This window comes from Candidatus Chromulinivoraceae bacterium (assembly GCA_035478595.1).
Classification (GTDB): Bacteria; Patescibacteriota; Saccharimonadia; order Saccharimonadales; family Saccharimonadaceae; genus CAMLKC01.
Map to the genome: position 1 here is coordinate 51,176 of DATIJL010000004.1, position 26,754 is coordinate 77,929.

Annotated in this window: 30 protein-coding genes and 1 tRNA gene; 10 read left to right on the top strand and 21 right to left on the bottom strand. The window is 42.9% G+C overall.

Annotated features, from left to right (window positions below):
* Nucleotides 1-74 precede the first annotated feature (74 nt).
* From VLG36_01100 to VLG36_01150, 11 genes are all read right to left on the bottom strand, one after another.
* The gene (locus VLG36_01100) at nucleotides 75-830 is read right to left on the bottom strand and encodes an ABC transporter permease (protein ID HSW77379.1); all 756 of its coding nucleotides are present in this window, start codon (nucleotides 828-830) and stop codon (nucleotides 75-77) included.
* Nucleotides 830-1,765 carry an ATP-binding cassette domain-containing protein gene (locus VLG36_01105; protein HSW77380.1) on the bottom strand — a complete coding sequence of 312 codons (936 nt, stop codon included), beginning with the start codon at nucleotides 1,763-1,765 and terminating at the stop codon, nucleotides 830-832. Before VLG36_01105 ends, VLG36_01100 begins: the two co-directional genes overlap by 1 nt.
* Nucleotides 1,766-1,775: 10 nt before the next feature.
* Nucleotides 1,776-2,600, bottom strand: a complete 825-nt coding sequence (locus VLG36_01110) for a pentapeptide repeat-containing protein (protein HSW77381.1) — start codon at nucleotides 2,598-2,600, stop codon at nucleotides 1,776-1,778.
* A gap of 13 nt (nucleotides 2,601-2,613) precedes the next feature.
* Nucleotides 2,614-2,943, bottom strand: coding sequence for a PadR family transcriptional regulator (locus VLG36_01115; protein ID HSW77382.1), 330 nt, complete (start codon nucleotides 2,941-2,943; stop codon nucleotides 2,614-2,616).
* A 123-nt stretch (nucleotides 2,944-3,066) separates the two neighbouring features.
* Nucleotides 3,067-3,810 carry a hypothetical protein gene (locus tag VLG36_01120; GenBank protein HSW77383.1) on the bottom strand — a complete coding sequence of 248 codons (744 nt, stop codon included), beginning with the start codon at nucleotides 3,808-3,810 and terminating at the stop codon, nucleotides 3,067-3,069.
* Between the two features lie 65 nt (nucleotides 3,811-3,875).
* The gene (locus VLG36_01125; GenBank protein ID HSW77384.1) at nucleotides 3,876-4,286 is read right to left on the bottom strand and encodes a hypothetical protein; all 411 of its coding nucleotides are present in this window, start codon (nucleotides 4,284-4,286) and stop codon (nucleotides 3,876-3,878) included.
* Nucleotides 4,273-4,815: an RNA polymerase sigma factor gene (locus tag VLG36_01130; GenBank protein ID HSW77385.1), complete on the bottom strand. Its 543-nt coding sequence runs from the start codon at nucleotides 4,813-4,815 to the stop codon at nucleotides 4,273-4,275. Before VLG36_01130 ends, VLG36_01125 begins: the two co-directional genes overlap by 14 nt.
* A 549-nt stretch (nucleotides 4,816-5,364) precedes the next feature.
* A complete protein-coding gene (locus tag VLG36_01135) occupies nucleotides 5,365-5,730 on the bottom strand; it encodes a VOC family protein (protein HSW77386.1) in 366 nt (121 codons plus the stop codon).
* A gap of 80 nt (nucleotides 5,731-5,810) precedes the next feature.
* On the bottom strand, nucleotides 5,811-6,488 hold the full coding sequence (locus VLG36_01140; protein HSW77387.1) for an AraC family transcriptional regulator: 678 nt from the start codon (nucleotides 6,486-6,488) through the stop codon (nucleotides 5,811-5,813).
* Between the two features lie 8 nt (nucleotides 6,489-6,496).
* Nucleotides 6,497-7,138, bottom strand: a complete 642-nt coding sequence (locus VLG36_01145; GenBank protein ID HSW77388.1) for a class I SAM-dependent methyltransferase — start codon at nucleotides 7,136-7,138, stop codon at nucleotides 6,497-6,499.
* Between the two features lie 54 nt (nucleotides 7,139-7,192).
* Nucleotides 7,193-7,540, bottom strand: coding sequence for a cupin domain-containing protein (locus VLG36_01150; GenBank protein ID HSW77389.1), 348 nt, complete (start codon nucleotides 7,538-7,540; stop codon nucleotides 7,193-7,195).
* 200 nt (nucleotides 7,541-7,740) lie between these two features.
* Between VLG36_01150 and VLG36_01155 the strand changes: the two genes are divergently transcribed.
* Nucleotides 7,741-8,265 carry a DoxX family protein gene (locus tag VLG36_01155; protein ID HSW77390.1) on the top strand — a complete coding sequence of 175 codons (525 nt, stop codon included), beginning with the start codon at nucleotides 7,741-7,743 and terminating at the stop codon, nucleotides 8,263-8,265.
* Between the two features lie 168 nt (nucleotides 8,266-8,433).
* Here VLG36_01155 and VLG36_01160 read toward each other — a convergent pair whose 3' ends face one another.
* The gene (locus VLG36_01160; GenBank protein ID HSW77391.1) at nucleotides 8,434-9,051 is read right to left on the bottom strand and encodes a dihydrofolate reductase family protein; all 618 of its coding nucleotides are present in this window, start codon (nucleotides 9,049-9,051) and stop codon (nucleotides 8,434-8,436) included.
* A 57-nt stretch (nucleotides 9,052-9,108) separates the two neighbouring features.
* Nucleotides 9,109-9,537: a hypothetical protein gene (locus VLG36_01165; protein ID HSW77392.1), complete on the bottom strand. Its 429-nt coding sequence runs from the start codon at nucleotides 9,535-9,537 to the stop codon at nucleotides 9,109-9,111.
* Between the two features lie 75 nt (nucleotides 9,538-9,612).
* Between VLG36_01165 and VLG36_01170 the strand changes: the two genes are divergently transcribed.
* On the top strand, nucleotides 9,613-10,311 hold the full coding sequence (locus VLG36_01170; protein HSW77393.1) for an NUDIX domain-containing protein: 699 nt from the start codon (nucleotides 9,613-9,615) through the stop codon (nucleotides 10,309-10,311).
* 199 nt (nucleotides 10,312-10,510) lie between these two features.
* On the opposite strand, the gene VLG36_01175 is transcribed toward VLG36_01170, so the two are convergent.
* Entirely contained in the window at nucleotides 10,511-11,314 is an 804-nt protein-coding gene (locus VLG36_01175; GenBank protein HSW77394.1) for a hypothetical protein, read from the bottom strand.
* A 38-nt stretch (nucleotides 11,315-11,352) separates the two neighbouring features.
* Here VLG36_01175 and VLG36_01180 point away from each other — a divergent pair, with 38 nt between their 5' ends.
* From VLG36_01180 to VLG36_01195, 4 genes are all read left to right on the top strand, one after another.
* Nucleotides 11,353-11,916 carry an ATP-binding protein gene (locus VLG36_01180; GenBank protein ID HSW77395.1) on the top strand — a complete coding sequence of 188 codons (564 nt, stop codon included), beginning with the start codon at nucleotides 11,353-11,355 and terminating at the stop codon, nucleotides 11,914-11,916.
* Complete coding sequence (locus VLG36_01185; GenBank protein ID HSW77396.1) at nucleotides 11,913-12,635, top strand: hypothetical protein; 723 nt, start codon at nucleotides 11,913-11,915, stop codon at nucleotides 12,633-12,635. The genes VLG36_01180 and VLG36_01185 overlap by 4 nt, the downstream gene beginning before the upstream one ends.
* A 244-nt stretch (nucleotides 12,636-12,879) precedes the next feature.
* On the top strand, nucleotides 12,880-13,743 hold the full coding sequence (locus VLG36_01190; protein HSW77397.1) for a hypothetical protein: 864 nt from the start codon (nucleotides 12,880-12,882) through the stop codon (nucleotides 13,741-13,743).
* Nucleotides 13,744-13,832: 89 nt separating this feature from the next.
* A complete protein-coding gene (locus tag VLG36_01195; protein HSW77398.1) occupies nucleotides 13,833-14,828 on the top strand; it encodes a reverse transcriptase family protein in 996 nt (331 codons plus the stop codon).
* On the opposite strand, the gene VLG36_01200 is transcribed toward VLG36_01195, so the two are convergent.
* Entirely contained in the window at nucleotides 14,825-15,880 is a 1,056-nt protein-coding gene (locus tag VLG36_01200) for a Shedu immune nuclease family protein (GenBank protein HSW77399.1), read from the bottom strand. The genes VLG36_01195 and VLG36_01200 overlap by 4 nt on opposite strands.
* A gap of 418 nt (nucleotides 15,881-16,298) precedes the next feature.
* Here VLG36_01200 and VLG36_01205 point away from each other — a divergent pair, with 418 nt between their 5' ends.
* Complete coding sequence (locus VLG36_01205) at nucleotides 16,299-16,721, top strand: hypothetical protein (GenBank protein HSW77400.1); 423 nt, start codon at nucleotides 16,299-16,301, stop codon at nucleotides 16,719-16,721.
* A gap of 429 nt (nucleotides 16,722-17,150) precedes the next feature.
* A complete protein-coding gene (locus VLG36_01210; protein HSW77401.1) occupies nucleotides 17,151-18,707 on the top strand; it encodes a recombinase family protein in 1,557 nt (518 codons plus the stop codon).
* Here the strand turns inward: VLG36_01210 and VLG36_01215 are convergent.
* From VLG36_01215 to VLG36_01225, 3 genes are all read right to left on the bottom strand, one after another.
* Nucleotides 18,685-18,760 (bottom strand) — tRNA-Gly (locus tag VLG36_01215). The two genes, VLG36_01210 and VLG36_01215, sit on opposite strands and share 23 nt — an antisense overlap.
* Before the next feature lie 51 nt (nucleotides 18,761-18,811).
* Nucleotides 18,812-19,522: a hypothetical protein gene (locus VLG36_01220; protein ID HSW77402.1), complete on the bottom strand. Its 711-nt coding sequence runs from the start codon at nucleotides 19,520-19,522 to the stop codon at nucleotides 18,812-18,814.
* Between the two features lie 7 nt (nucleotides 19,523-19,529).
* The gene (locus tag VLG36_01225) at nucleotides 19,530-20,120 is read right to left on the bottom strand and encodes a class IV adenylate cyclase (protein HSW77403.1); all 591 of its coding nucleotides are present in this window, start codon (nucleotides 20,118-20,120) and stop codon (nucleotides 19,530-19,532) included.
* A gap of 206 nt (nucleotides 20,121-20,326) precedes the next feature.
* Here VLG36_01225 and VLG36_01230 point away from each other — a divergent pair, with 206 nt between their 5' ends.
* Together VLG36_01230 and VLG36_01235 are read left to right on the top strand one after the other, a co-directional pair.
* Nucleotides 20,327-21,526: an MFS transporter gene (locus tag VLG36_01230; GenBank protein HSW77404.1), complete on the top strand. Its 1,200-nt coding sequence runs from the start codon at nucleotides 20,327-20,329 to the stop codon at nucleotides 21,524-21,526.
* Between the two features lie 376 nt (nucleotides 21,527-21,902).
* The gene (locus VLG36_01235) at nucleotides 21,903-23,240 is read left to right on the top strand and encodes an aminoacyl--tRNA ligase-related protein (protein HSW77405.1); all 1,338 of its coding nucleotides are present in this window, start codon (nucleotides 21,903-21,905) and stop codon (nucleotides 23,238-23,240) included.
* On the opposite strand, the gene VLG36_01240 is transcribed toward VLG36_01235, so the two are convergent.
* The 3 genes from VLG36_01240 to VLG36_01250 form a co-directional block, all read right to left on the bottom strand.
* A complete protein-coding gene (locus VLG36_01240; GenBank protein HSW77406.1) occupies nucleotides 23,237-23,800 on the bottom strand; it encodes an AAA family ATPase in 564 nt (187 codons plus the stop codon). The genes VLG36_01235 and VLG36_01240 overlap by 4 nt on opposite strands.
* Before the next feature lie 84 nt (nucleotides 23,801-23,884).
* Nucleotides 23,885-25,762, bottom strand: a complete 1,878-nt coding sequence (locus VLG36_01245) for a class I tRNA ligase family protein (GenBank protein ID HSW77407.1) — start codon at nucleotides 25,760-25,762, stop codon at nucleotides 23,885-23,887.
* On the bottom strand, nucleotides 25,743-26,201 hold the full coding sequence (locus tag VLG36_01250) for a class I tRNA ligase family protein (GenBank protein ID HSW77408.1): 459 nt from the start codon (nucleotides 26,199-26,201) through the stop codon (nucleotides 25,743-25,745). Before VLG36_01250 ends, VLG36_01245 begins: the two co-directional genes overlap by 20 nt.
* Between the last annotated feature and the right edge of the window lie 553 nt (nucleotides 26,202-26,754).

Here is a 26,754-nt window from a genome sequence, read left to right on the forward strand (position 1 = left end):
AGGACCTGTCCCTGTTTTGAAATTATACCCATATAAAAAAGAGGCCGATTCGCAGCCTCTTTTTTATATGGGTTTTACACAGTCCGGGTTCGATAAATACGAAGTGCCAAAATGTATGAAACGATCAGAAGTACAACACACCACACTAACGCCAACCAGACATCGCTTCCGGCCATACCGTTAACGAGTAGCGAGCGCATCGTTTGGATGATTGGTGTCATTGGCTGGTGATCGGCAAACGCCCGCAATACAGAGTTCATTGACCCTGTAGGAATAAACGCCGAACTGATAAAGATTAGGAAGATCAGAATATAGCTAAATGATCCTGCCCCTTCAGCCGTTTTTGCTAGCAGCCCAAACACAATCGCGAGCCAGGTCATAGCCGCAGTAAATAACAGTAGAATTCCACCAAATCCTAGCCATGCCCCTATACTCGCCGGTGAACGAAAACCGATCGCTAATGCAACTAGCATCACCATAAGTACTGAAAACAGGTTAGAAAGTATAGACGACACTGCATGCCCACCTAAAATAGAAGATGGTGCAATTGGCATACATTTAAACCGGCTTATAATCCCTTTATTGATATCGTTATTCAACCGTAGCGCAGCGTAGGCGATGCCACTCACGACAGTCATAATTACTACCCCTGGAACAACAAAATCGATATAGCTGATTGAACCGGTATTAATAGCCCCACCAAATACGTATACCATCATTAGCATGGTTGCAATCGGCATTGCTGCAACAGTAATAATCGTATCTATACTTCGAGTGGTGTGGCGCAAGCTTCGCTTTGCCATTACCCACGTGTCGCGTAAGACATTCATTATTTTTTCTCCTTGTTGTTAATGATCTTCAAAAAGACATCGTCGAGTGTCGGTAGTTTCTGTGTAAACTCAATAGGTTCGAGATGTGCTCGCTGTAATACGCTAAATAGTTGGGCGATATCCGCCACCTTACCTTCCGTAGAAACTGTCAAAAGTAGTTCTTCGTTGTTTATTGCGGCATTTGTAAAAATCTGGGCGGCTTCACTAAGTTGCTTTCTTGTTTGAAAGCGGAGTTCAACTTTGCCGCCCGAAAGCAAGCTTTTCAGTTCGTTTGGTGTACCGCTTGCCGCGATTTTTCCGTCATGCAAAATAGCAATCGTATTTGCAAGCTGGTCGGCTTCTTCAAGATATTGAGTTGTTAAAAATACCGTTACGCCAGCACTCGCGAGCGCTTTTATTTTCTGCCACATCATCGTACGACTCTGCGGATCAAGACCTGTTGTTGGTTCGTCTAAAAATATGACGTCCGGTTTACCGATAAGACTCATTGCAATGTCGAGTCGACGACGCATACCACCTGAAAAGGTTGCAACGCGCCTATCAGCAGCATCCACAAGATCAAACTGCTCAAGTAGTTCACTCGCCACGACTTTTGGCTTTTTCTCCTGACGAAGTTCGGCAACCATAACAAGGTTTTCACGAGCTGTTAGAATATCATCAACTGCTGCGAACTGACCTGTCAAACTAATACGCTTCCGCACGTCGTCACCTTGACTTCCGACATCATACCCACAAACTGCCGATTTACCGCCATCAGCCTTAAGCAGCGTCGTTAAAATATTAATCGTCGTCGTTTTGCCTGCACCATTTGCACCAAGAAGAGCAAATACCTCACCGTGCCCTACCGTAAACGAAACATCGCTTAGTACCGGTACATTTTTGTATGTCTTTTGTAAGCGCCATGCTTCTATGGCGTAGGTTTGTTTAGTACTCATTCCAGCTCCTTTAAATTATTGTGACGCTATCGACGTTGGCTTTTGCGCTTTTTAGAATGGCATAGGTAATCTTATCCATAGATGCACCTTCAAAAATAGCGTGTTTGACCGCAGAATGATGAAATGATACATCGCGTAAAATCGCTTTTTTAAACGAGGTATTTTTAAGTGATGCACTATTGAAAATAACTGCGTCTAATGTTTGGCCATCAAACGACACGTTACTTAAATCTGAACCACTGAACTCTGTACCCTTTAAAGTTGCCCCGTCAAATATCGCACCACCAAGAGCAGATGATTTAAGTGTCACGCCGGTTAAGTTAGCTTTGCTAAAATTGACATTTTGCAAATCAGCACTCGTAAAATTTGCGGCCGTCAGATTAGCACCCCTAAAAGAAGATTTTTTAAGAGCAGCAGCTTTGAATTTAGCGCCAGTCAGGTTAGCCTCGTCAAAAACAGTGTCCATAAGGGCGCTGCTGGTAAAATCTGCACCCTTTAAGTCAGTACCGGCGAGGTCGGCTTTCATGAGCGCCGAATATTTAAATTTGCCCCTATTAGCCTTTGCCTTAAAACCGAGCATCTCGCGGATATCATCGCCGAGTGTTGTCTTGGTTTCAGCATCAGCATGAGGTACTTGTTCCATAATTTCTGTCACATCACCAAATGAGTCCACTGTCGTTTGGTATGCTTCGTCGTTGGTTTTACCCTGACTTTTAAGGTCTTCGTATTTTTCCATCATGTTGGCAAGTAGTTCCTGAATCACGTCTTCGCGCGCTGGGAACTCACCGTATGGCTTAAACGCCTCGTCCAAAAATGTTCGTAATTTCTTTTCCATTTCTTTTCCTTTCTTAAAGTAGTTCGTCTAAAATCTTCTTTGCGTAATCCCAATTTTGCTTGTTGCCCTCGTACTGCGAACGACCACTTTCCGTAACATGGTAGTATTTTCGCCTACCACCCTGCGTTTCATCGCCCCAATATGAGGTAATGTGGCCGTCGTTTTCAAGACGCTTCAAACTAGAGTACATAGTCGCCTCTTTCAGCTCGTAAAGCTGCTCGGAACGTTCATGTACTAGCTTGGTGATTTCGTAGCCGTACTTATCACCATCCAGCAACATGCGCAGGATGATCGTATCGGTATGGCCGCGAAGCAAATCTGATGATAACTTTTTATCAATCATGTTTACATCATACACCACATTACTATGACAGTCAATGTACTTTTACTGACATACTAAAGAATTTGCTATAAAAAACAAAAATCACTCCTGTTATGGAGCGATTTTTGTTTAAGACTTATTTGCCTATTTCATTGTTTTTAGTGATGCAACGATTGTTTTTGCATCGCTATAGGCGGCCTGATTATCGTCATGTGCGGTTTTAAGCTGATCCCTATCTCCGCTTAAGAGAGCATGATCACTATTATAGTCGGTTGGCTGCAAGTTAATGACCTTCGACTGAATTTGGCTCGAAATAGCCTGCGCTGCTGTCGTTTTACCAGTCATGTCATTAAGCGACGCCTGGAGTGATGAAACATCCTTACCCGCCTGCTGTAATACCGTAATACGAGCCTGTAGCTTTTGTGCAAGAGCCGCTAGTTTAGACTCAACAACTTGTTGGTCGTCCGCTACTTTTATAAGCCCAATCTTGGGCGCTACGAGTGCATACACGCGGTATTCAGTGTAGATGCTTTGTACATCAGTTCGAGCAGCCGTAAGTGTGGTTTCAGCATCAAGCGTTGTCTTGAGACTCGTCAGTCCACTGATAGTGGTATTAACCTCGTTGCTTAAAGCCGCCTTGTCGCTCGCCGTCAGTCGAGTGGCCGCATTTATTTTGCCCATTAACGTGTTAAGCGTAGTGAGACGGCGTGTTATTTCTTGGTCGCCCTTTGAGATGATAGTTTGGAGACGCTGTTGTTGAGTCGCGGTAAGTGACGTACCCGTTTGGGCATTCACAATCCCGGTCACTCCCATTGATCCCACGATCGCCGAGATGCTCACCAAAGCACTCGCCAAAAGGCCTTTACGTGTAAATAGTATAAATTTCATCTTTGTTCCTCTCATAGTTTTCTTACCTTCCTACTTTATAGTCAACAAGGTATCAAAAAGTTTCATTATTCTTGTGGAACTGCAATCTGCTGCTGGTTGTCGTTAAGTGCAGAGTTAGCATTCGACTGATCACTCGATTCTTGGTTCATCGATCCACTAATATTACCTAAGTCACTCTGGAGATCAGTATTACTCACCGCTGTAGCTGGCGTCTGCTGGGCTGTCGTATCTGGCTGAGTCGTAACTTGCGTGTTCTCTGTCGTTGGTGTGTTAGTCTGCCATAATTTTGGAACAAAGACAAACCCAAGTATTAGCACAGCAAAACCGCCGGCTATAATCGGGGTCCAAAGTTTTAGGTTCCATGCTTTACGGCTTGATTGCGGTTTTATTTGTGTCATAGTTTTCTCCACAAAGTTAGTATTTTTAGGTTGATAGATCGGCTTTGATTTCTTAATCATTTCATCAAACTTGTCCATATAACTCCTTTCGTAATTGCTCCTTTGCCCTATAAAGCCAGGTACGGACCGTACCGATGGGATGCTCGGTAATGGTTGCTATATCTTCGTAACTAAACCCATCCCAGTAATACAACGTAACTACCTGTCGATACTCAGTTGATAATTTCGCAACCGCATCAGCCACTCTCTGGCGAGCAAGTGCGGAATCCGTAATCTCGTTCAGCATGGGTTTATCATCAGCTAAAACCTCTGCAAACTCATCAACATCCACCGTTCGCTTAATTTGTTTGAGATGTCTATAAGCAATCGAATCGGCAATTTTATACAGCCACGTCGAGAACGCATAAGTACTGTCATACTGAGAGAGTTTATCGTATGCCCGAATAAACGCCTCTTGTGCCACATCCTCGGCGTCATCCACATCATGCATAAAATTATAAAGGTGCTGAATAAGGCCTCGGTGATACCGCTCAACCAAATAGCGATATTGCTCGTGGTTGCCGTCTTGAATCGCCGTGATAACTGCTTGTTCTTGAATATTGGTCATGCTTTGTTTGGTTTACTCTCATTATATACAGCAAGCACTCAAAAAGTTTCATCATTTTTAACTAAATATAATAGTCAAAAGTTAAGCACTGATTCGCAAAAATGCGTGATACCGATCGCTACCGCTCCAGACCCCGTGTGGATAAAATTGGCGTCAGAAACAGCGGATACTAAGACGCGCAAGATCATGTGTTTATGACAAAAAATGGACAGCGTGACGCTGTCCATTTTTACATAGAACCCTATTTAATTTTTAAAGCAATCCGCCGTTTTGTGCTAAAGCGATTGCAACTTGAAGGCTAACTACGAAACCGATGCCTACGCCTACTTGACCCATATTCATATTAATTCTCCCTCTATATACTTAGTTGGATTTATTTTGCAGTGCACTGCATGTTTGATTATTAAACAGCGAGCCGTTATATACTGTAAAATATGTCACAAACGCAGTAAATCGCATGAAGGATTTTTCACTTAACACCTTAAGATTTTGTTATTTCTAATGTATGAATATCAACTAAGGTTATGGTTTTACAGCACATCTCTAACACTAGCGAACAATCTGCTGAAGCGCCCAGGTATTACCGTCTGGGTCAGCAAAATATGCAAAATGACCCCATGGAAGCTCATTTACGTCGCTTACATTCACCCCACGCGAAATCAGCTCTTGACGGATGGAACGAACATCATCAACAACCATTTGCAAATTCTTTTGAGTACCGGGCTTCATCTCTGTCGTACCGTCACCGATGACAATCGAACAAGCCGAACCCGGAGGCGTCAGTTGTACAAAACGTAATCCGAGTTTAACAGCGTGATCGTGATCTGCATTAAACCCTATTTTATTAACATAAAAGTCTTTTGCGATATCCGTATTACTTACTGGTACCGGTACTAGTTCAAGCTTCATTTTCATAATTCAACTCCTTATTACATATTGTTTGTACTCTTATTTAACCAATTGGATCAATACAAGTTTTGTACAAAAACGACAACCTAGAGTTTGTGAATTTCATCCACACCAGATGGCTTCCGATGCATGATTTTTTTGAGTGATTTAGACAAATGCGCCTGATCGGCAAAACCCGTCGTCATAGCCACGTCAACCGGGCGTACACCATCCTGAAGCTGGCGAACCGCCTCTTGCGCACGACGAATTTGCTCCAACGACTTGCGAGTAAGACCTGTAACATCAGAAAAATGGCGCTGTTTTACACGGTCAGAGAGTGCTTTTGGGTCACCATTTAATATTGAAGCAACCACATCATCCATCTTAAGGACTCCCTGCCCTATCATTGCCTCAACTAATTGCTCTGCCGCATCATAAATTGGAATTACGAATTCCTTCCCGGCAAGTTCAAAATGATCCTCATCAGGACACGACAACATCTCGACAAGATCACGCATCTTTTTACCAGGGTAACTCGGTAGATAAGCCCCAGCTGCGAGAGATATGACAACCGAGCTAGTGCCAGCTTGATACGGTACATTCATCGACTCCGTTGCCTGACCTGTTAGCATTATGCTGCGGGGCTTGCCTGGACTAATAAGTACAATGATATCCCAGGATCCGTCAGGAGTTGCCAAGTAAATACCGTCGGAAACATTATGGCTTTGCCATACACGATCTATAAAAGGATGTTCAGAAAAACGGCTTTGGTGAGTTTGCGACATAGCACTTATTATTTGACGACAAGCGAAGGATCTTCTTGCTTAGTGCCGATATACCTAATTAAGTTATGGATACCCTTTGCACGATCCTTATATGTCTCACCATTGTTATCGACGAGAAGCGGTTTAAATTTTTGAGCAAAGTTCTTGGCCGCCTCCACATCAAAATAACGCTTTGCTACACCATCAATCTCAAAGTAGCTATCCTCAAGCTTTTTACCGGTATTATATTCAGGGTCATCCTTTGAGTTCGTGAAAAAGGCAAACACTCCTCCAGTTTTTAGCACTCGATAGATCTCGTCGAATATCTGTTCCGTAGTCTTCTCATCGAAATAGTGCAGAGAAAGGTGCGCATATATAACATCAAAGCTCTCATCAACGTACGGTAGTGGGTATCGTAGGTCTACCGTCTCCACCTGAAACTTCCCGCCGCTCAATTCGGCCAAACGGCTTGTATTCAGGTCCGTAGAAATCACCTCATAGCCAAGCTCAGCAAAATATGCGCCGTCTTGTCCAAGTCCTGCACCCAAATCAAGTAATCTTCCCGTTGCAGGAAGGTACGATTTAACCGTTTCAGCGAAAAGAGAGGGTTTGGAAATCCAGTCCTTATCGCTATAGAGATCGTGTAATTTTGCCCAAAAGTCATCAGCCATATATCTATAGTATCATTCGAGCCGTACTGGGATAACCATGCGAATAGAATCTCACTATTTAATGTACTTATGCTGATTAGGGTCAAAGGCAGGGCTGCACGGCATGATCATCTCAAGATTTTCGCCCTTCCAATAATATCTCTCACCTGGCTGAATCATAACCGCATCTCCAAGCCGTAACTCTCGCGACTCTTCATCAGCCACAGTGAGCGTGCCACTTCCGCTCAGTATATAAGCAACTTCTTTGCAAACTTCGTTCAAGGCCCATCCCTCTTCTGGATAGCGGCCATTTACCGTCACGACCGCGATATCGATAGCCTTATCGCCAAACGGAAAGCCGTAACCCTTGCAGGTAGGACCGTTCACGAAGTTCTCTGTCTCAGATTTTTTAATAACCCTCATCTACTCATACTCCATAGTAATTTCTAGGCAAATGAACTTGTCTGAACGCCAGATCTTTTTTACAAGCAACCGAAACAAGACGATAGCCTTTACTATCTATGATAGCAAAAACAGTCATCACCAGATATGGCTCGCAATAATACTCGTTGACTATTAATTACCCTTGACTATCTATCTGTAGATGCTTACGCTTAGAGCATATGATTCAAGCAGCTAAAAACATAAGTACCAAAACATTATCCAAGCACACCGCACTACTACGAATAGCTTTTGGCTTCGTATGGCTCATTAATGCTGCTTTTAAGTGGAATCCTTCGTTTCGAGACAACTTCCTCGACCAAGCTACCTCCGCCGCGCAGGGACAGCCTGATTGGCTCAGCCCTTGGTTCCAGTTTTGGACACACATACTGAGCTATAATCCGCACCTATTCGCTATTTCTATTGCTGTGATTGAAACCCTCTTAGCACTCGCACTAATATTCGGTTTTGCTCGACGAACCGTCTATTTACTAGCAGCCGTATTCTGTTTACTAATTTGGGCCATCCCTGAAGGTTTTGGAGGTCCGTACACAAATACGTCAACCGACGTTGGAGCTGGAATCATTTACGTCGTTGTCTTCCTCGCATTATACGGTTTAGACAGGTTGGCCCACACAGCCGCATGGTCTATTGACCAATATATTACTAAGCGACTCACTTGGTGGGCGATTATAGCAAACCCTTAAGCGCCAAAAACAAAGCGATGACCAAGAAATTCTAGTTCCTTAACGGACGACGCTACAATGAATCGAAAATAAAGATACGCCGTACGGCGTATCTTTATTTTACCTAGATGAGAGCTTACTCGTGGATCTTTACAAGAATATCCGCTAGGTAGCAAGATCAGAGCTACACTAAGCCCCGACCGTGCCCGTTTTAACTTCTCCTGCCCGCTCATAGTAGGCGAGAATCACACCATTTGGCGTAATCTGGCTGTCAGTCATTGTAAAGGCTACAGGAATAGTCCCCTCACCGAACAAACGCTTACCCGTACCAAGCGTAATAGGGAAAGTCATCAAACACAACTCATCAACTAGATCATGCTTGAATAGCGTCTGAGCTAGGTTACCGCTGCCGTGAACTTTTATAGCAGGGCCTTCCGAATCCTTAAGTTTTTTGATGTCATCAACATTTTTTAGTAGCATCGAGTTGTCCCAGCCCATCTTATTAACATCTGATTGGCTCATGGTGTCGCTCGCTACATATTTGGTAACATCCATAATGCCCGGCCACATATCGGCGTGTTTAGGCCAGTACTCAGCAAAAATCTCAAAGGTTCTTTGACCTAAAAGAATGTCCGTTGATTCCATCCATCTTTTCATGAATTCCCCGGCCGCTTCGTCGGCTTCGGTGAAATATGGCGCAGTCCAGCCACCGTATTTAAAATCACTCGATGTATCTTCTTCAGGCCCACCTGGTGCCTGCATAACCCCATCTAATGTAATGAACTCTTGGACAATTATTTTTCTCATAGTTTCATACCCATCCTTTTAGATTGCTGATCTTAGTGTAGCAAATCTACTAACAGACTACCTGTCTTTTTGATCACCAAAATATATGGCCGTCGTAGAATAAAGGTCAGACTTATAGCGCGGTATATGTACTATCTTAGTCCCCTGTTTGTCTAAGAGAGCTTCCAGCTCTCTATTCCACGAACTTGTTTGGTCTCCTCCAAAACAGTAAACATCAGGAGCGAACTCAAGTGTCGTCTTGATGTTCTCGATTTGGTCTGGCCCGCCCTCCATCACGGCGTCGACTAGCCCTGTATTAAGTAGATTTCGCTTTCGAGCAGATTGTGGAAAAATTGGATTCCTAGACTTCTGTCGATATATACCGTCGTCGTCAAGTAGGAATACGACCACTTTGCCATATTGTTTGCATGTTTCTAGGAAATGGATATGACCAGGGTGCAATTCACCATCAAAGGTACCCCAGGTTGCGACTGATTTATTTGACATGCTACTATTGTTATAGAAATTAACACTTATCGTCCAGGGTAGATAACTACCGTAACTTATTAGAAAAGAGTCCTTGTGCATAGAGCTCAGATAGCCGTCCTCTACAAGCTTCGCCATAGTCAATCAGCCAGTTTCAGCGAGCTGATGCATGAGACAGATCTCGAAAGTGATGTCTTTAAATTTCATATTCAGAAGCTCGTAAAACTTGCTTATATACACAAACTTACAAACGGTGAATACGAGTTGACTCCATATGGCAAGGAGTTTGCCAACAACCTGGATGAAGAAAAGCAAACTGCACAGAAACAACCAAAACTTTCAATGCTGCTTATAGTACCTCGCCCGGATCATCTAGACGTGCCGGAGTATCTTATGCAAAAAAGAATGCGACACCCTTATTACGGTTTCTGGGGTTGCATAAGCGGACCAGTGCAATGGGGAGAGGACGTTGAAGAGACCGCAGCTCGCGAGCTTGAAAAACAGACTGGACTCCGTGCTTCGTTCGAGGTGAGATCATTCTATCGTATGCGCGATTATAATGAAGAAACAGACTCCTTACTCGAAGATAAATTATTTATGGTTCTCAGAGCATACAACGTAAAAGGTCTTTTGAATGAATCTCTATGGCCACACGGCATAAACAGATGGATGACACAGGATAAGCTCAAAGAACAGCGACACTATTTTACTGCTTCAGATCAAGCAATTAATATGATTAATCAAGATAAGACATACAACTCTCAGAGAAAGGAGTACAAGGTTACAAACTATTGACTCCAATAGAATCTTTACCCGCTGTATAAAACTTGGTTGAACGATAAAAAAGACGCCAAAGCGTCTTTTAAATTTCAATATGGTGCAACATCTTGAATTATTTTTACACGAAGTCAGGGAGGAAACGGCTAAATGGAGAATTATTTTAGCGGTCGCATATCGAGAGCATTTACTAGCTAGATAAGGTCTGCGACTCTCACTACTTGCCCGCGTTTATGGGAAAGCGTATCATTAACGACTTATTAAACATCAACTCAAGCTTTATAGTCGCCGATTGGTCATACTGATACCGCGTGAGCCACGGAGTAATATCTGCGCAATTATTTAAGCCTAATGTTTTAGTTTCCTTATCACCAGAATAGTAGAATGCTACCAGTTCGTTTTCTATACCAGCATATGCCTGTGTGATATACCTATCGCCGATATTCATCAAAGCAGCAATTGTGCCGTAGTATGCACTGTTACCCACGTGTAGGCTCATATAAAGCGCGAAATCATCAGTATTCGGTATATAGTTTTTATCTAGAATAGCTTTTCTAATTTCAGGATGCCTATCCGTTAAGCCAGGATGTTCAACAGAACAAAATGAAACCAGCATACGCTTGGCAATATTGAACGGCTTTATATCGTCAAGCACTATGGTTACGATCTCACCTTCAAGGTAGCTTTCCATAGTCTGACCTTCTGGAATATCAATTGAAGTGGTGAGGATGTGATGTATACCGTTATGAAATCTCGCAAACTCTTTATCATAAAGTACGCCCGACAACTCATTACACTCTTTGCATAATGTATATTCAGCCAAACCATTCTGTTTTATCTTGCCACGGGGCTTGTAGTCGTTACCGTTTTCGTCTTTGTGGAGCGTTTTTATCAGTTCATCACCACTATATAGTGTGATTTTTGTGCCACCACCAGCTGCACGAGGGATATAGTGTTCTTGAGTGAGTTGCTTTTCTTCACCGCAAATCCTACATTGTCCGTATATCTTTTTCTTAGCCATAACACGATTATAGTCCTATAGGGCTATAATAGAGGGATATGGATTTAGCCGATTTTGAACGACTGGTTGAGGGTAGTGAGGAAAGCCAATCACTTGACTTCAAAGGACCCTGTTCTTGGGACGTAAAAAGTCTTGCTAAAGATATCTTGGCATTTTCCAACGTTCAGGACGGCGGGTACATAGTGATAGGCTTTGACGATAAGACTTTTAAGCGAGTCGGTATTAGCGAGAAACAGGAGGAAACGTTTAGTCAAGAAACAATGCAGGATCAGATGACCAAGTTCGCTGACCCATTTGTTACATTTACAGTACACAAGATAATTGATAATAAAGGTCTAAGGTTTGTTGTTATAAGGATCATGGAGTTCCCCGAAGTTCCTGTTGTTTGCAAAGCTGACAGTGCTGACACTCATCAGGGGAAAGTTTACTATCGTAGTCGACGACGGCGTCCAGAAAGCGAAGCGGTTTCCAACTCATTCGATATGAGGGATATTCTAGATCGTGCGGCTGTTAAAATGATGACTAAGCGCAAATCTCAGGGCTATACAGCCGAAACAGCAGAGCTGAAGAATTACTATGATGAGGAGTTGGGCGGATTATGAAAGAAGATTTCATCGATACTATCAAAAGCCGTGGCTACTGGCGTATTAACTTTCAGCCAACTGGTAAGCCCGCAAACCTTAGCCTCAAAGAGTGTGAAGAACTGGTAGATAAAAATAGTGTGAAACTAAGAGGTTGGTACTACCCATTCTATGGACATGGCGGTGCTGATAATCACGGGATCAGTAATTACAATAATTATGTCGGTGGTTGGATTGATGCAGGTGAATATAAAGAGTTTTGGCGAATGTATCGAAGTGGACAATTTTTGCATTACAGCGCAGTTCAGGAAGATTGGCTTACACAAGAAACTAGAACAACTCGGTTTAACCCGAATGAAGTTGAGCCAGGTAAGTATCTGAACTTTGTAGGTTCGTTAACTATGCACATTACCGAAATCTTGGAGTTCTTAACTCGTTTGCATCGTTCTGGTTTGTACAGTGATGGAGTATCTGTGAGTATTTCTCTTCATAACACCAGGGGGCGAGAATTAACTAGCTTCGAGTTTATGAGACACCTATCGACAACAAAGATGAGTAATGAAGACACTATTGTTTTTGACCGCACATATACGCCAAATGAACTTACCCAACCTGCAAGAGATTTGGCGATTGAACCAATACAACGATACTTTGAGCTTTTTAATTTTGCCGACGTTTCGATTGAGCAAGTCATCAAAAAGGATCAAGATCAGCTATACGGCTTTAACTCCAATAGCTAGACTGATAGACTTTGGTATTCCCCAATTAGCAATGAACAAGCAGTGTTCAGAATACCTTTTTGTACGGTATATAATTCAACTTTTACATAATGGTACACTATTAGTACTATGTGCAATGTTGTCGACGGAAAATGTGAGTTAGCTGGAAAATATCCAAATAACCTTTATCATAATAAACCTGATCTCTATCATCAGATACACGCGGAGTTGATCCAACTTCACAGTGCTACTAGAGTTTTGGACAGTGAGAACGATCCAAGATATGGATATAAGATTGCAGCAATCAGAAAAAGTCATACCAAAAAGATCATCGCGATCTGTAAAATCATGTCTGAAAACCCTAAGGCAAACGAAGGTCTATAAGTACGTGGAGTGGTTAAAAAACATTGTACGAAGAAAAAGTCGAGATACAGAAGCTAGCCACTTTAGCCATATTCTTTATATTGACGAAACTGGAACGGATGGGCGAACAAACAAAATTGCTTATATTGGCTGCCTCTTTGACGCTCAAGGATCAACTGGTCTTACTGAGAAAATAATGGCGTTTAATCAAGATTTATTGGATCAACCTCGATTTGCTGGCAAGAATGGTGGTGTGATGCGCGCGGACGAGAGTCGACATTATGTAGATGACCACTTCACTGTTAGAGAATTGTTCTACAGAAAAGTCATAGACAAGCTACCTATGCGTGTTTACGTCGTTAGTGCTAGCTATGATAAAGATAATCTTGAAGATATTAAATTAAAATTAATGACGAGGCTGATCGAAGTAGCCAGATCGACGAAACGTGTCACTAATTTGGAAATTGTTGCGGAAGCATCCAGTAAAAATTTTGATCAGAAGTTTCAGGATGTGGTATTTAAAAATAAAGAATATTTACCTCTATCAATAGCCGACTATATCGCGGGAGGAGTAAGAGCCTGTTATGAAATCATTGCAAAAGCGCGTGCGGGTGAAAAAATCACAGAGAAATCTTCGAGTTTTAACTTTCAATTCTACTTTAGTATAGAAAATATGATAGCTTACGAGCAGGATACGAGCGCTAATACTATCTCTGGACGACGGCGACGAAGTGTTGGTGACGAGCTTCGATCAGTGTTACAATAAAATCGGCTAAGTATTATTGGCTTTTGGGTATGATTTCGTACTCGAGTATAGAACAGGCCTTACCATTCCAGTATTTAGCCGCCATTTTTATGTTTTTAAACAATAGTCTTAATTTTATTCTAAACAAAATTCATGCTCGTCGTGAATTTACCGATGAGTATGTTGCGTCTTCAACTCAACATGAGTATTTCAAACAGATAAGCAATCGTAAGTCCGACGGCACACTCCGTATGATCTACGAGCCAAAAACAGATGAGCATTCGGGTTTATACAAATCCATTTATGAAGGTCTGAAGGAATATCAGCCACAGCTTCATGATGCTGTACATGGTTTTAGGAGCGGCTTTTCTAATGTGACTAACGCATCCCAGCACTTGTCTGCTAATCATCTTTTTAACATAGACATCGAAAACTTCTATGCTCAAATAAATGACATTGACGTATTGGCTGTTTTACTTGGCTTAGGCGCAAATACGGAAGTTGCAACTTATTTGTCAAAGCTATGTACAATTGACGGCGTATTACCTCAAGGTTTTAATACTAGTCCTGATATAGCGAACCACCATTTGAGTGCATTAGACGCCGCACTTTCCGAGTACGCACTTGAGCGAGATATTACCTACACCAGATATGTTGATGATATGTCTTTTTCTTCCGAGGGTCAGATTGAAGCAAGCGAAATATGTGACATCGTTGAAAGCTTCGGGCTTCCGTTAGCTCAAACCAAGCGTAAATATCAGAAACGTGGAGCTAATCAATACGTAACAGGGTTAACTGTATTTGATAGTGAAAGACCAAGGATTGGCAAGAAGTACAAACGAAGAATACGTCTAGAGCTTCATGTCATTAGTAAAGTAGGTATTGCAGCCTTCACCGCTAGGCTACACGAACTACCCGACCAACCTCAGGACGAGGGGGAGGCTGAAAAATGGAATGAAGTTCTGAATGAGCTTGCAGATAAAAAGCTTTCACAACTTAAAGGCAGGCTGGACTATATTAATGGCGTAGAACCCCTCGTTGCGCAGAAGATGTACCCTATTTACGAAGAAATAATAGCAGACAGAAAAAAGAACTCTAAAAGCTAGCTTAGAGTCGGCGCTTCCAGTAGTCGTAATTTTTCAAAAACTTCATCGAATGTTAGTACGATAGTATGACGACGATCTTTGCGGTTTAATTCAAATGACCTACGTTTAATTTTTGTATCAAGCTCTTCCGTACATCCAGCAAGTACATAAGTTGGAATGTTTGCTGCATCAAAATCCTCGAAATCTTCACTAGCAGCGCGCAGGTTTTTATGTAGCTCATACTTATAATTTTGAACCTGAACTATTGAGCCACCAAGCTCATTAGATGGCGGAAATATTCCTCGATACTCCTTGCCTAGTAAACTTGTGACAGGAGTTTTAAGTTCAAGTAACGCAGTATTCATCGTTTGTCTATTAATAAATCCAAAATCAACTGTTTTCCCGCCCTTTGCAGTTGCATTCGTACCGCCAACATACATTTTAGACTTCAATATGACAATCGGCTCAGCAAAAAGAAGTGTGAAAATCCATGGGCGATTAGCGAAGAACTTTTGCCACGCCTCTTCATCGGCATCGGATTTATGAGCTTCCCAATACTTAACCGCTGAGCGCATACGAGATTGTAGGACGAGGTCGTTAAGTCGCAGCCCTGCATCTGTTCCAAGCTTTGAAAGTTCACCGATTAACTCATTATTCGTTGTGCTATTGATGAGTTTCTTTAGAATAGGTGCAATTTCAGCCTTTGTAGGTACGTATGTCGTATTTGTATTGCCTGAATTAACAAGTTTTGCGATTTCCTCAATTTGCATCAGTCCTTCTGTAAGCTTAGTGACCGCGTCACTAGATAAGTCTAGCTGATAACCTTCGCCCGACTTCAGCTTCGATAGGGACTGATCGGCAATCTGTACCTTGTCCCAGTCGTCGTCCCATTCATCGGTTTTGCGCTTGCGTTGATATACGAATGTTCCACGTACCGAACCATTCTTAGATTGATAATTATGGATTAACGGTAGAAAAACGAGCCTACGTGTATTATCCGAAGAGATACTAAGCGTTATCGGATCAACTTCCGACACGCCCTTAGAAACTGATTTAACACGTAGGTTATCCATTTAAGTCTATTATCTGCTTAAAGTGAACAATATCCAAGCGCAAGCAAGATAGATCTAGGTAGGTTAATGTAATTTTATTTAATTCTCGGTTTAGTGAATGCAGATAGGGGGGTCTATCCCCTTACGACGCGGCTTTATAGACTCCGCTGTATAAATAGCAAATATTTGGGAACGATATTAAAAACGTGTTTTTTGTCCAGATTAAATACCCGTCTTGCGGCTGGCTTTACTTAACTGGAAACTATATAATAAACAATGTCTAAAACTAGCATTGGAAGCGCATTCGCGTTGTTACGCCATGAAAATGGACGACTCGCGTAATAGTATTTGGCGTAAGCCGATGCTGGTTTTAGACGACCTGCGGGTCGTCCTTTTTTATGGACACCGCTAAGAATAACTAAATGGAGGTCCATATACCATGAAAGACAAGAAGATATTTAAAAAATGGTGGTTCTGGGTAATTGTTGTGATTATCGTTTTAGGAGCAATAGGCTCACTCGATCAAAGCAACAAGGATAAGCCAACTAGTGCTACCAGTAACTCGAAAAAAGCAGCTGACAGTAGTACTAACACTACTACTCTGCCAAAGCTTGATGTCGCAGACTATAAGAGCAAAGAGGGGCTAGTTGTCTATAAAGAGCTTAGAGCCAAGGGCTATAAAGTGGATGCTACATTTGAGAACCAATTTTTAACTGATATCAATGGCAAAGCATCTGATTTATTTGAACCGCTAGACTCTAGCAAACCCGACGATAAACAATCTGTGGATGCATTTACAGTTGGCAGCCTGACGCAAGATGGCGATAATGTCGCTCTCTCTATCACTAAGCCGTCTAACTAAAAATACGCTATAATAGGATTACATTAATAAACCGTCGTATTTCATGTAGTTGTGTAGCGGGACGAACCGCTCAAAAAAACGGTGCAACACCAGCATGAAATGTAAGTATACGAGAACGACTCGGTAAAAACGGGCTTACAAGCGCTAATTGAAGTATTTAACTTCAGGAGCACTTTTGTGATGCCCGCAATGTCTCAGAAAGTAAAAAAGAAGCGCGTTAAAACTGAAAAAATCAGTCAGCAGGATGCGCTAAATTTTGCACAACTTATCTTAGATATCTTTAAAGATAAGAAACGCGCTCAGGACTAGGTCAGGACAAGACCATGCAATTCACCAAATTAAATAAATCACTAGTGAAAGTAGGGGTCTCTGTTGCCTTTGAATTGCGGGCTTTGTCCCAGAGATCCCTACTTTTGTTTGGGAATAAATATGGAAAAAATACTCGCGATAGCAAACTGCCGTGTATCAAGTAATGAACAGCTTCAAAACAATAGTCTCGCAAGACAAGAAAAGTCTGTGTATGGCGCCGCAGCACGTCTGAATGCTGAGATTGTCCAAGTATGGTCTGGCAGCGTTAGCAGTAAGGCTGGCACCAACGTTAAACGCAAAGACTTATTGGATATGCTCGAAGCATGTAGAAAGAATAAGTTCATTAAATATGCGATTTTCGATGAGTACGACCGATTTATGCGAAGCGTTAATGAAGGTCCTTATTTTGAAGTTTTATTTGAGCAAGCAGGCGTAAAAGTCTGGTACGCTTCTGAGTCCGATGCATTCAACGGAAATGATGCGATGGCTAAGTTTATGAGGACGATGAGCGCCTATAAAGCAGAAGGAAGTAATGAAGAGAGACAGCGGAAATCCATCAACGGGCAAACCGCAGCACTCAAGGATGGACGGTATACTTTCCATCCTAAGGCGGGTTATAAGAAAGGTAAGATCAGTGGCATCCATGAGGTTCACTCTGTTCGCGGTCGCGAGCTGCAAAAAATCCTAAAAAGAATGTATGCTGGCTTCGTTGGTCCCACTGATGCTCTAATCGAATTTAATAAAAGTGCTTTTACAAAAGATCATGCGCCATACAAAATGGATAAATTTAGAAAGATAGCAACCGACATCTATTATGCTGGCTATCTTGAGATGAATAAACAAGTCAAAGTCAGTGGTATTAAAGGTTTACATGAGCCACTTATTACACTCGAGGAGCATTATAGACTTGTTGAAATATTTGATAAGAAACCCAAATACCAGATTGGTCCAAAAAGAAAAGGTAACCCCATGTTCCCTCTTAATAATCTCGTAGAAGATGGTGGATGTGTTGAGTTAAAGAATAAAGGACGCTTAGTCGGTTTCATCCACACTAATGGTAGATACAAAAAGACATATGAAAAATATCGTTGTCGCTCGTGCGGGCATTATTGGCATAGAGAGGAAATGCACGATAAAATAATCGACTTGTTCGATCGTTATGAGATGTCTCCAGAGACTCAAAAGAGCGTTATTGCCGCCTTGGAAACTGTGTGGCAAAAGGATAGTGAGAATAGGATAAATGAAGAACGAACTATGCGACGAAGCATGGTTGAGCTTGAGCGATACATCGAAGAAAAGGTTGAGAGCGCTATCGACGACAAAAATAAAGATATCAAGGATGACATCTTGAAGATAATCGAAAAAAAGAAAAAAGAGCTTTCCACCCTCAAGTCTCAACTCATAAAACTGATGAAGGAAGAGAGCGATGACAAAAGAGAGTTCATGGAGTTTGCCTTGAGCTTTATACAAGATACAGGACGGCACTTCTTAGAACCGACTGTCTTGAAAGAGCGCCGATTAATGTGTAAACAAATGCTATTTCCAGCTGGAATTTTCATAGATGAGAAAAATAAAATTTACACACCAGAAATTAGCGTCTTTTACAGATTAGCGGCAAACAAAAAAGACCTTTCAAAACTTGAAAAGTCTTTTATGGTGCGGGTACAGGGACTCTAACCCTGGACCTCGTCCTTGGCAAGGACGCGCTCTAACAACTGAGCTACACCCGCATAGGTGTTTTTACCTTAGTGATTATACCTAAGAATAGCCCTGTATGCAAGCTATTTTCGCTTGTCCATAAAATCTTTAACGAGTTTTACAAATTCTTGCTTATCGGCGTCGGGCAAGAAGAAATACGGCGCGATGACCTCAGACATTCCAGGACGCACGAAGGTCATTGGCTGGTCACGACGATGCAGTGGCTCAATAACGGCCACATCCTCAGGTTTGGTATTATGGTAAGACATATCTGTTGCAATGGTTTGCCACAGTTGGTTTTTGGCAATAGTACCATGCGAACGAGCGACGGCTTGCTCTTTAATGCAGCGTGAGGCGTGGGTTGCAGCACTAATTTGGACTACTTTACTTATCTCTTTTTCTGTAAAGATTTTTGCCGCCGCTTCTATCTCGGCGACAGTATTTTTAATCTCCGGTGTAATAACTATATTCTCTAACAGCGCACGGAACTTTTCTAATTGCTCGTCGCTTAATGCATCTAGCAGTGGCTGCAAACGAGGGAACTCATGCAGCCGGTTAATGTTATCGAGCAAAAACTTTTTAGTGTATTCACCCTCGTTAAGGCCATCACGCCACGATGGGCCGCGTCCAATAACAATACGCTCCACTCGTTCGGTAGGTTCTAGGCGTAAAATCACTAAAGCAAGCATAGTAAGATCACCGAGTTTATCTTCTGCTGGAATACCAAATACCAACTCTTCCCATGCCACTGTTTCAAGGTGCCGGCAATGCACCAAAATACCTAGTTTTGTCATATTTCTCCTATTTTTTCAGAATATTCGGCAACGGGTCGCCAAACTGTATATGTGGTAAATTGTAAATCATGTCGTCATAGGTTGTACCAGTGCCAGGGTATTCTGCCCGATAAGCTGTCATAATATCGCCAAACGCAGCTGAACTCCATTCAAAACCAAGCTTGCTTGCCATATCTTTTACCTGATCCTCCGTTGGCGCCTCTATTTCGATGTACGGCTTAATCCATGGCCATTCATCTATCACCACCTCTATGTCACCAAGTATCCAGATCTCGCGGCGAGCCTCTTGCGCGCTTTTAGCTTTTACGCCTAGTGCTTCGACAAACGCTACGGCAGAGTCAAAATCATTTGCGGTAAGTTCTACCTCTTTTGCGCCAGTCAGCGATATTTCATCAAACCGTTTATACGTCATAGCAATGCGATGACCTTCATCGCGAACACGAACATAAGCATGCGTGTCGTCCATTTCAGGCGTAGAAAAGATAATTCGTTGCATAAGCTGCATGGGTTGCTTACAAACAGCACCGATGTCTTTAAGACGAGTTCGTATATCGTCTGGGTCTACGTTAAGAAATTTTGCTTCTATTTCTGGTTTCATAAGCTCGCTTTACAGTCATAATTACATAATTCGGATGGTGAGATCGGGACTATGAGACTAGATGCCTACATATACCTCTAGTATACACCGTTCAGAGCCCTGGTAATGTAGTCGATTTGACTTTAGCTATCACAGTTTTGCGGTGCTATGCTAAGGATAGTCTCGTGAGGACTGGAAAAACAAAAAAGTAAAACAGAGGGGAATTTATGTCTTTTAAACGTGCACACGATGTACAGCTTGATCGTGTGGTTAAGCTGTACCTTGTTTCTAAATTTGTGGGGGCGCTTTATTTTGTGTATCCTATTTTTTATCAGTTTGCGTCTCAGACGATAACACCGGTCGAGGTTGGACTATTTTTTAGCATCAACAGCCTGTGCAATTTTATCGCTGATATACCAACGAGTATTTTGGCAGATAAGTATAGTCGCAAATCAATTACATTGGTAGGCGCCACCCTACTCACCATTGCTCCATGGGTAATATTGCAAGCACACTCCTTTACGCTGTTTATACTAGCGGCCATTCTTTACGGTCTGGGTGGTGCTTGCATGAACGGCGCGCTTGAGGCATTGATATACGACCACAAAAACGTCAGTAAGACGACCTTCCGTCGAGTTAACGCACTTGAAATGACATGTGGTCAAGCCGGAATTCTAGTAAGCGCGGCCGTCGGCGGCACAATGTTTGTCGCTAACCACGCTGTTCCTTTTTTGGCTCAAATTCTTGCTGGGCTCATTTGGCTTGTCACCTTGGCCTATATCCAAGAACAAAATAAAGTTGATTACACGAAATCGCAGGTCTCGTACCAGCGCCATTTGGTGCAAAGTCTACGACACCTTTTAGCTACTTCTTATCTACGGGTTCTAGTCCTTATGGGTGTCACCTTTTCTGTCATGCTGGGCATGTGCATTCAGTTTGTAAATGAAGCAGCTATGATTGAACATAGTATTGGGCCGGCTACCCGTGGGCTCTTAATTGCTGGCGCTGGGTTTATGACGATACTTATGCTAAATACGTTTTTGCTAAGGCTCCTAAAAACCGACGCCAGGCGGATTCTATATATGGCACTTGGCGCGCTTGCCGCTTACTCGTTTATGGGGCTCGGCATCTTATCACTCTTTTTGGCGGGCTACGTTTTGTGGTCTTGTCTTAACGCGACAAGCTCATTTATCAGGCTCATTATTCATGACCGTATACCTGGATCACATCGCGCCACTATAATGAGCAGCTTTAAGGGTTTGGCCGTCTTAATTGGATTAGGCGGCAGTAGTGCCACTGGGCTGTTGATTCAATGGGCACACACGCCTCGTGCCGCTTATGCAGTATTCGGCTTGATCACCTTATTTGTACTTGTGCCATGCGCCCTATGGCTGCTAGCGCATCATGATCGCAGTGCTATAGCCTGAGTTAGATTACGTCCACCATCGCTAGCAGTTTACGGCAAAGCTCCACACTCCTAAGGAGTCGAGGGAGAATCACCCTTCTCAGCTTAAACGACAACTCAGCCGTTGGAGTAGATTTTGCCTCCGAGTGTAAGTAAGTTGTTCGCAAAAGACAACAGACCTAGACATTATCTAGCATAAGTGCTATAGTATACTCATGATTAATCGAATCAACAACGCAAACCAATCGACGACGCGCTCGCTCTAGCTCGTCCTGGTTTTTGCTGATTCAAAGCTCCCGGACGACGGGAGTTTTTCTTTTCCCCGAAGAACACACTCCACTTAGAGCCGAAAAGTAGAGGACAAATTAAAATCTACTTACTCTAAAAAGGAGTTACGAATGAAATACTTCATCCTCAAACAAGACAAGAAAGTTGTCGAGATTGACGACTACCTACAGCAAGAAAACATCAACGAAGAATTCGCCTGCTTCGTACGACGTGAGGCTCTTAGTGAAATACTTATCGAACAATCCAACGACAGACCTGCTTATTTGCAATACGCTAATAAGCTTGGTTTCCGATGGGAGCCAAACGCAGATATTGGCCATGTCCAGTATAACTATAGAGCCAACCTTATGCGTAGACTCGTACAGGATTATGCCCGCGAGCTTGTTCACGATCTAGGCTTACCGATTTACGAGGTAAACGGCGCAAACATGTTTAGCCTCAACCATCCTGTAGTTGATGCGTACGCTTCGCTCTACGGTGATCGACTTTACCAGTTCAAGTCTGGCGACCACGATGTGGTGATGAGCTATGACGCCAGCTATCCACAATTTAACCTAGCTGCCAAAAAACCGCTGAGTTACAAACAGCTACCATTTGCACACTTCTCAATATCCGACTGCTATCGCCACGAACAGAGTGGCGAAATGATGCTTCTTCTTAGACAACGTCGCTTCTTCATGCCCGATATTCATCCCTACTTTAAAGACGTAGCCGAAGCCTTTGCGTGGTTCCCTAAACTTCAGGCAAAAATCGTCGAAGCAGCCAACGATGCTGAGCGTAAGTACCACGTAGTAATTGAGATACCATCTGAAGAAATTTGGCTGGAATACAGAGAATATATCGAGCAAATATCCGACCAGCTTGGCGCTGACGTACTTGTAAACATCTTAGAGGATGGCAACGATCGTTACTGGGTTGTGAACGTAGACTATAAGATAGTTGACCAGCTCGGGCAGGCACGTGAGATCGGCTGTATCCAAGTGGATATTGGCAACGCGCCACGCCTTAATATCCACTACATCGACAAAGCCGGAAAGCGGAAACATCCGGTGATTATTCACTCTGCTATCCCTGGTGGCATCGAACGATACCTATATCTCCTGTTTGATCAGTATGAGCAGAAAGGATTGCCACTTTGGTTGCAACCAGCACAGATTCGGCTCCTACCTGTCGGTGAAGTATTTGTTGATGTGTGTAAAGAACTGGCGAAGAAGTATGAGAAGTTGCCACTCCGAATTGAGGTTGATGACAGGAATATTAACCTATCAGCCAAACTCAAGGCAGCACATGAAGACTTGGTCCCTCATAAGATTGCCATCGGGCAAAGAGAGATCGATAATGGTTGCATCGAACTCGATAAGCTCATCAAAGAACTCGTTAAACAGGTAGAGGGAAAGCCGTTCATACTGAGAGAGTGGCCGATGGAAGTAAGCCGACAACTTGGTTAAGCTGCTGTTCTTTTAGACTCGAACTGTAATAGCTGAGCCCTACTCTCTATTTCATTCACTACGTCATCTAAGGGTTTAGATGCATCGATAATGACCGCTCCGAGCTTCCTGTAATCTTCTACCGCAGCCAGTTGCCATTCTAATAACGCTGCGAGTTCATGTGGGTTTTTGCCATACCCGTCTTCGTCACGCTCCAGGATACGTTCTTGCAATACTTGTCTATCAGTAATTACCAAAGCAAACACAGTAGTAAATAAATCCCAGAGCTCGTCAGCGTCATTTGCCGTCACACCGCATAAAAATGCCAGCCCGCCTTTAGCCTGCTCTCGTAATTTCTCGATAGCCTCACGTTTGGCCTTCCAGGTATGTCTGGATCGCCATTCTGGTGTACGCTCTTGAGCTGACACGTGACCCTTAATCGGTTCGCCAGTTTCGTTGTTATAAAAGAAGGCGATGGCATCTTTGTCGGTATCAAAAGCCGTGTATCCGCGTCGCTTGAGCTCAGCACATACTGCCGACTTACCCGATCCAGGCGTACCCGTAATGTATATTAATGGCATGTTCTTCTTATAATACTCCTGGTTACTCACCGAGAAAACGAGGTATATTTTTACCTAATTTCACACTTCCTGTAAAAGGTATATCTACTTAAGTAGTTTAATACGCCCCACACCTCGCACAAGTTCACTGTATTTGGTGATATCTATTGATGTCATTAAGCTATAGTCCTCGAGCTCTTTGCCAAGTGACATATTCTCCTGTGCTTTATATTTTCTCACTTCGTCGATAGCAGCAATCGCTTGATTGAAGTCTTGTATCTCCAGGCTAGAATCAAGTTGGAGTACTTTAGGCCACGTACTAATGTGGATACTTTTAATTCCCTCTTTATCTTTATAGAGATCTTGGTAAATTTGCTCTGTAATAAATGGCATGAGTGGAGCATACATCTTCAGTACGGCAAGAAAGACGGTTTTTAGCGTTGCTACAGCAGCCTCTTTTGATGCCACATCTTCACCAAACAAACGGTACTTGATGAACTCAAGATAATAATCGGTAAATTTTGACCAGAAGAAGCCATCAAGGGCATCACGAGCTTGGCTATACGAATAGTCGTCAAACGCTTTCGTTACCGCTGTGATACATGTATTTAGTTCCTGGAGAATCCACGCATCGGCGTGCTCTTGCTCGCCGGCATTTCCGGTATCGGCATGCATCGCAACAAAGCGTGCAGCATTATAGAACTTTACGGCTGTCTTGTGTCCCATCTCAACTTCCTTTGTACTAAATCGTAGGTTCTGGCCTAGTCGCGCACCAGTGGCCCAGTAACGAATAGCGTCGGCACCGTATCTGTCGAGAAGTTCTTGAGATAGCATGTAGTTTCCAAGTCTTTTTGACATCTTTCGTCCATCCTCAGCAAGGCCATGACCCGAAATCATAACGTCACGAAAAGGAAGATGGCCATTCTCGTAGTAACCTCGCACAATTGAATAGAAGTCCCAGGTTCGAATGATCTCAAACGCGTTAGGTCGTAAAGTAGCCGGGTAGAGCTTTTCTTGTATAGCCTCATCTTTAACCAATGCAGAAATGATTTGTGGTGACACAGAAGAGGTTGCCCACGTATCTAGCACATCCGCTTCAGGAATAAGATCCTCAGCTCTATGCCCTTTTGGCGTGTACTGTGTTGGATCTATTGGAAGCTCACTTTCGTCCGGGAAGACTGGGTCGCCTGTCCTTTTGTCATACCATACAGGAATAGGAACGCCATAATACCGTTGGCGCGAGATACACCAATCCCAGTTCAGTCCATTTACCCATGTTTCATAATCGTTGCGGCGAGATTCGGGATACCAGTTCACTTGTCGGCCAAGTTCTAGCCATTTTTCTTTTTGATCAACAATCTTAATAAACCATTGCTTGCTCGTGACGTATTCGATTGGCGTATCGCAACGTTCGTGAACATTAACGACTTGGGAGATCTTTTCAATCTTCTTAACAACACCGAGTGCGGTAAGATCGGCAGTAATCTGCTGTTTTGCCTCAGTTACCGTCAGTCCTTCGTATTTACCAGCATCTTTATTCATGCGACCATCTGGACCAAGAATATATTTCTTATCTTCTTTAGCAATCGGGTGCCTCACCTCCCAATCGAGAAATTGTGCATCTCCGCTACTACAGTAATACACGACACCTGTTCCGAAAGCTGGGTCAATCTTCTCATCGGTCGTAAGGAGAACCCTTGCATTTGTTAGAGGCATGGTAATGATCTTGCCGATATACTTTTGATATCTCTCGTCATCAGGATGAACAGAAATACCAACACACGACGGATACATTTCGGGACGAGTCGTTGCAAAGGTGAGTGAACCACCACCCTCTATCGGAACTTCAATATAGACAAACTCTGTCTCACGCTCTAAATCATCAAGATCTGCCTGAGCAAGTGTCGTTTGGCAGTGAGTGCACCACATGACAGGTTTTTCAGCTCGATAGAGATGCTCTTTCTTATAAAGAGGCCTGCGCAATGCGCTGAGAATGCTTATTGATAGTGCTGTAGGTGTGATTCCAATCTACAGAGATGCCAAGATCGTGCCATAGCTGACGATACGTCGCGGCACCTTTTTGAGTCTCCTCTAGACAGAGCTTTACAAACTCAGGTCGAGTGATTTTACTTTTGTCGATACCGTATTTTTTCTCAATGAATCGCTCTGTTGGGAGGCCATTATCATCGAAACCCATTGGGTAATAGACGTTAAAACCCTGCATACGCTTATAACGCACAATAAATTCAGCCTGAGCGTACGACATAATATGCCCAGCGTGGAGGTGGTCAGCGGAAACATATGGTGGAGGCGTATCGACGACATAAAGAGGTGACTTGCTTGTTTCATCAAAATTAAAGACTTTTTCAGTTGCCCAAAATGCCTTCCATCTTTCTTCTATTTCTTTCGCATCATACTTCATCGTGTACTCCTTATTATTTTTGAAAACAAAAGTCCCTCGGTCTCTATATCAAAAAAGATATAGAGACCGAGGGACGAAAATTACTTCGTGGTACCACCCTTGGTTTCGTAGTCTGTTACCAGTACTACGCTTGGAACCGTCCATCAACGGCTGCAGTCATGGTTACGGGACTCTTCCGTCAGGGTCTACTCTTCAGATAAATGAATTTCTTCCTGCCACTCACTGGTGACTTTCCTGTACATACAGGCCCAGGTCGATGTGTTTAGTCTACTCTACAACAATAGATACAAAATGTAAATCTGTTCAAATCTTTCAAAATAAAAAATAATCAGGTCTCCATTGTCCATAATGTACAATACTCTAGCATTAACTCTACCAGAGTAGCATCTAGTATTCTTAGGACTGCCTCCCTACAACCTGAGTCTCAAAACCCTCCAAATGCAAATACGCATCTGCTATCCTTGAAGTGACAAAACAAAAAAGGAGAAGCAACATGCGTATTTTACGTTCTCATCATATCAAGAATTTAATTGAGGTGGTAGATACCTTCTTG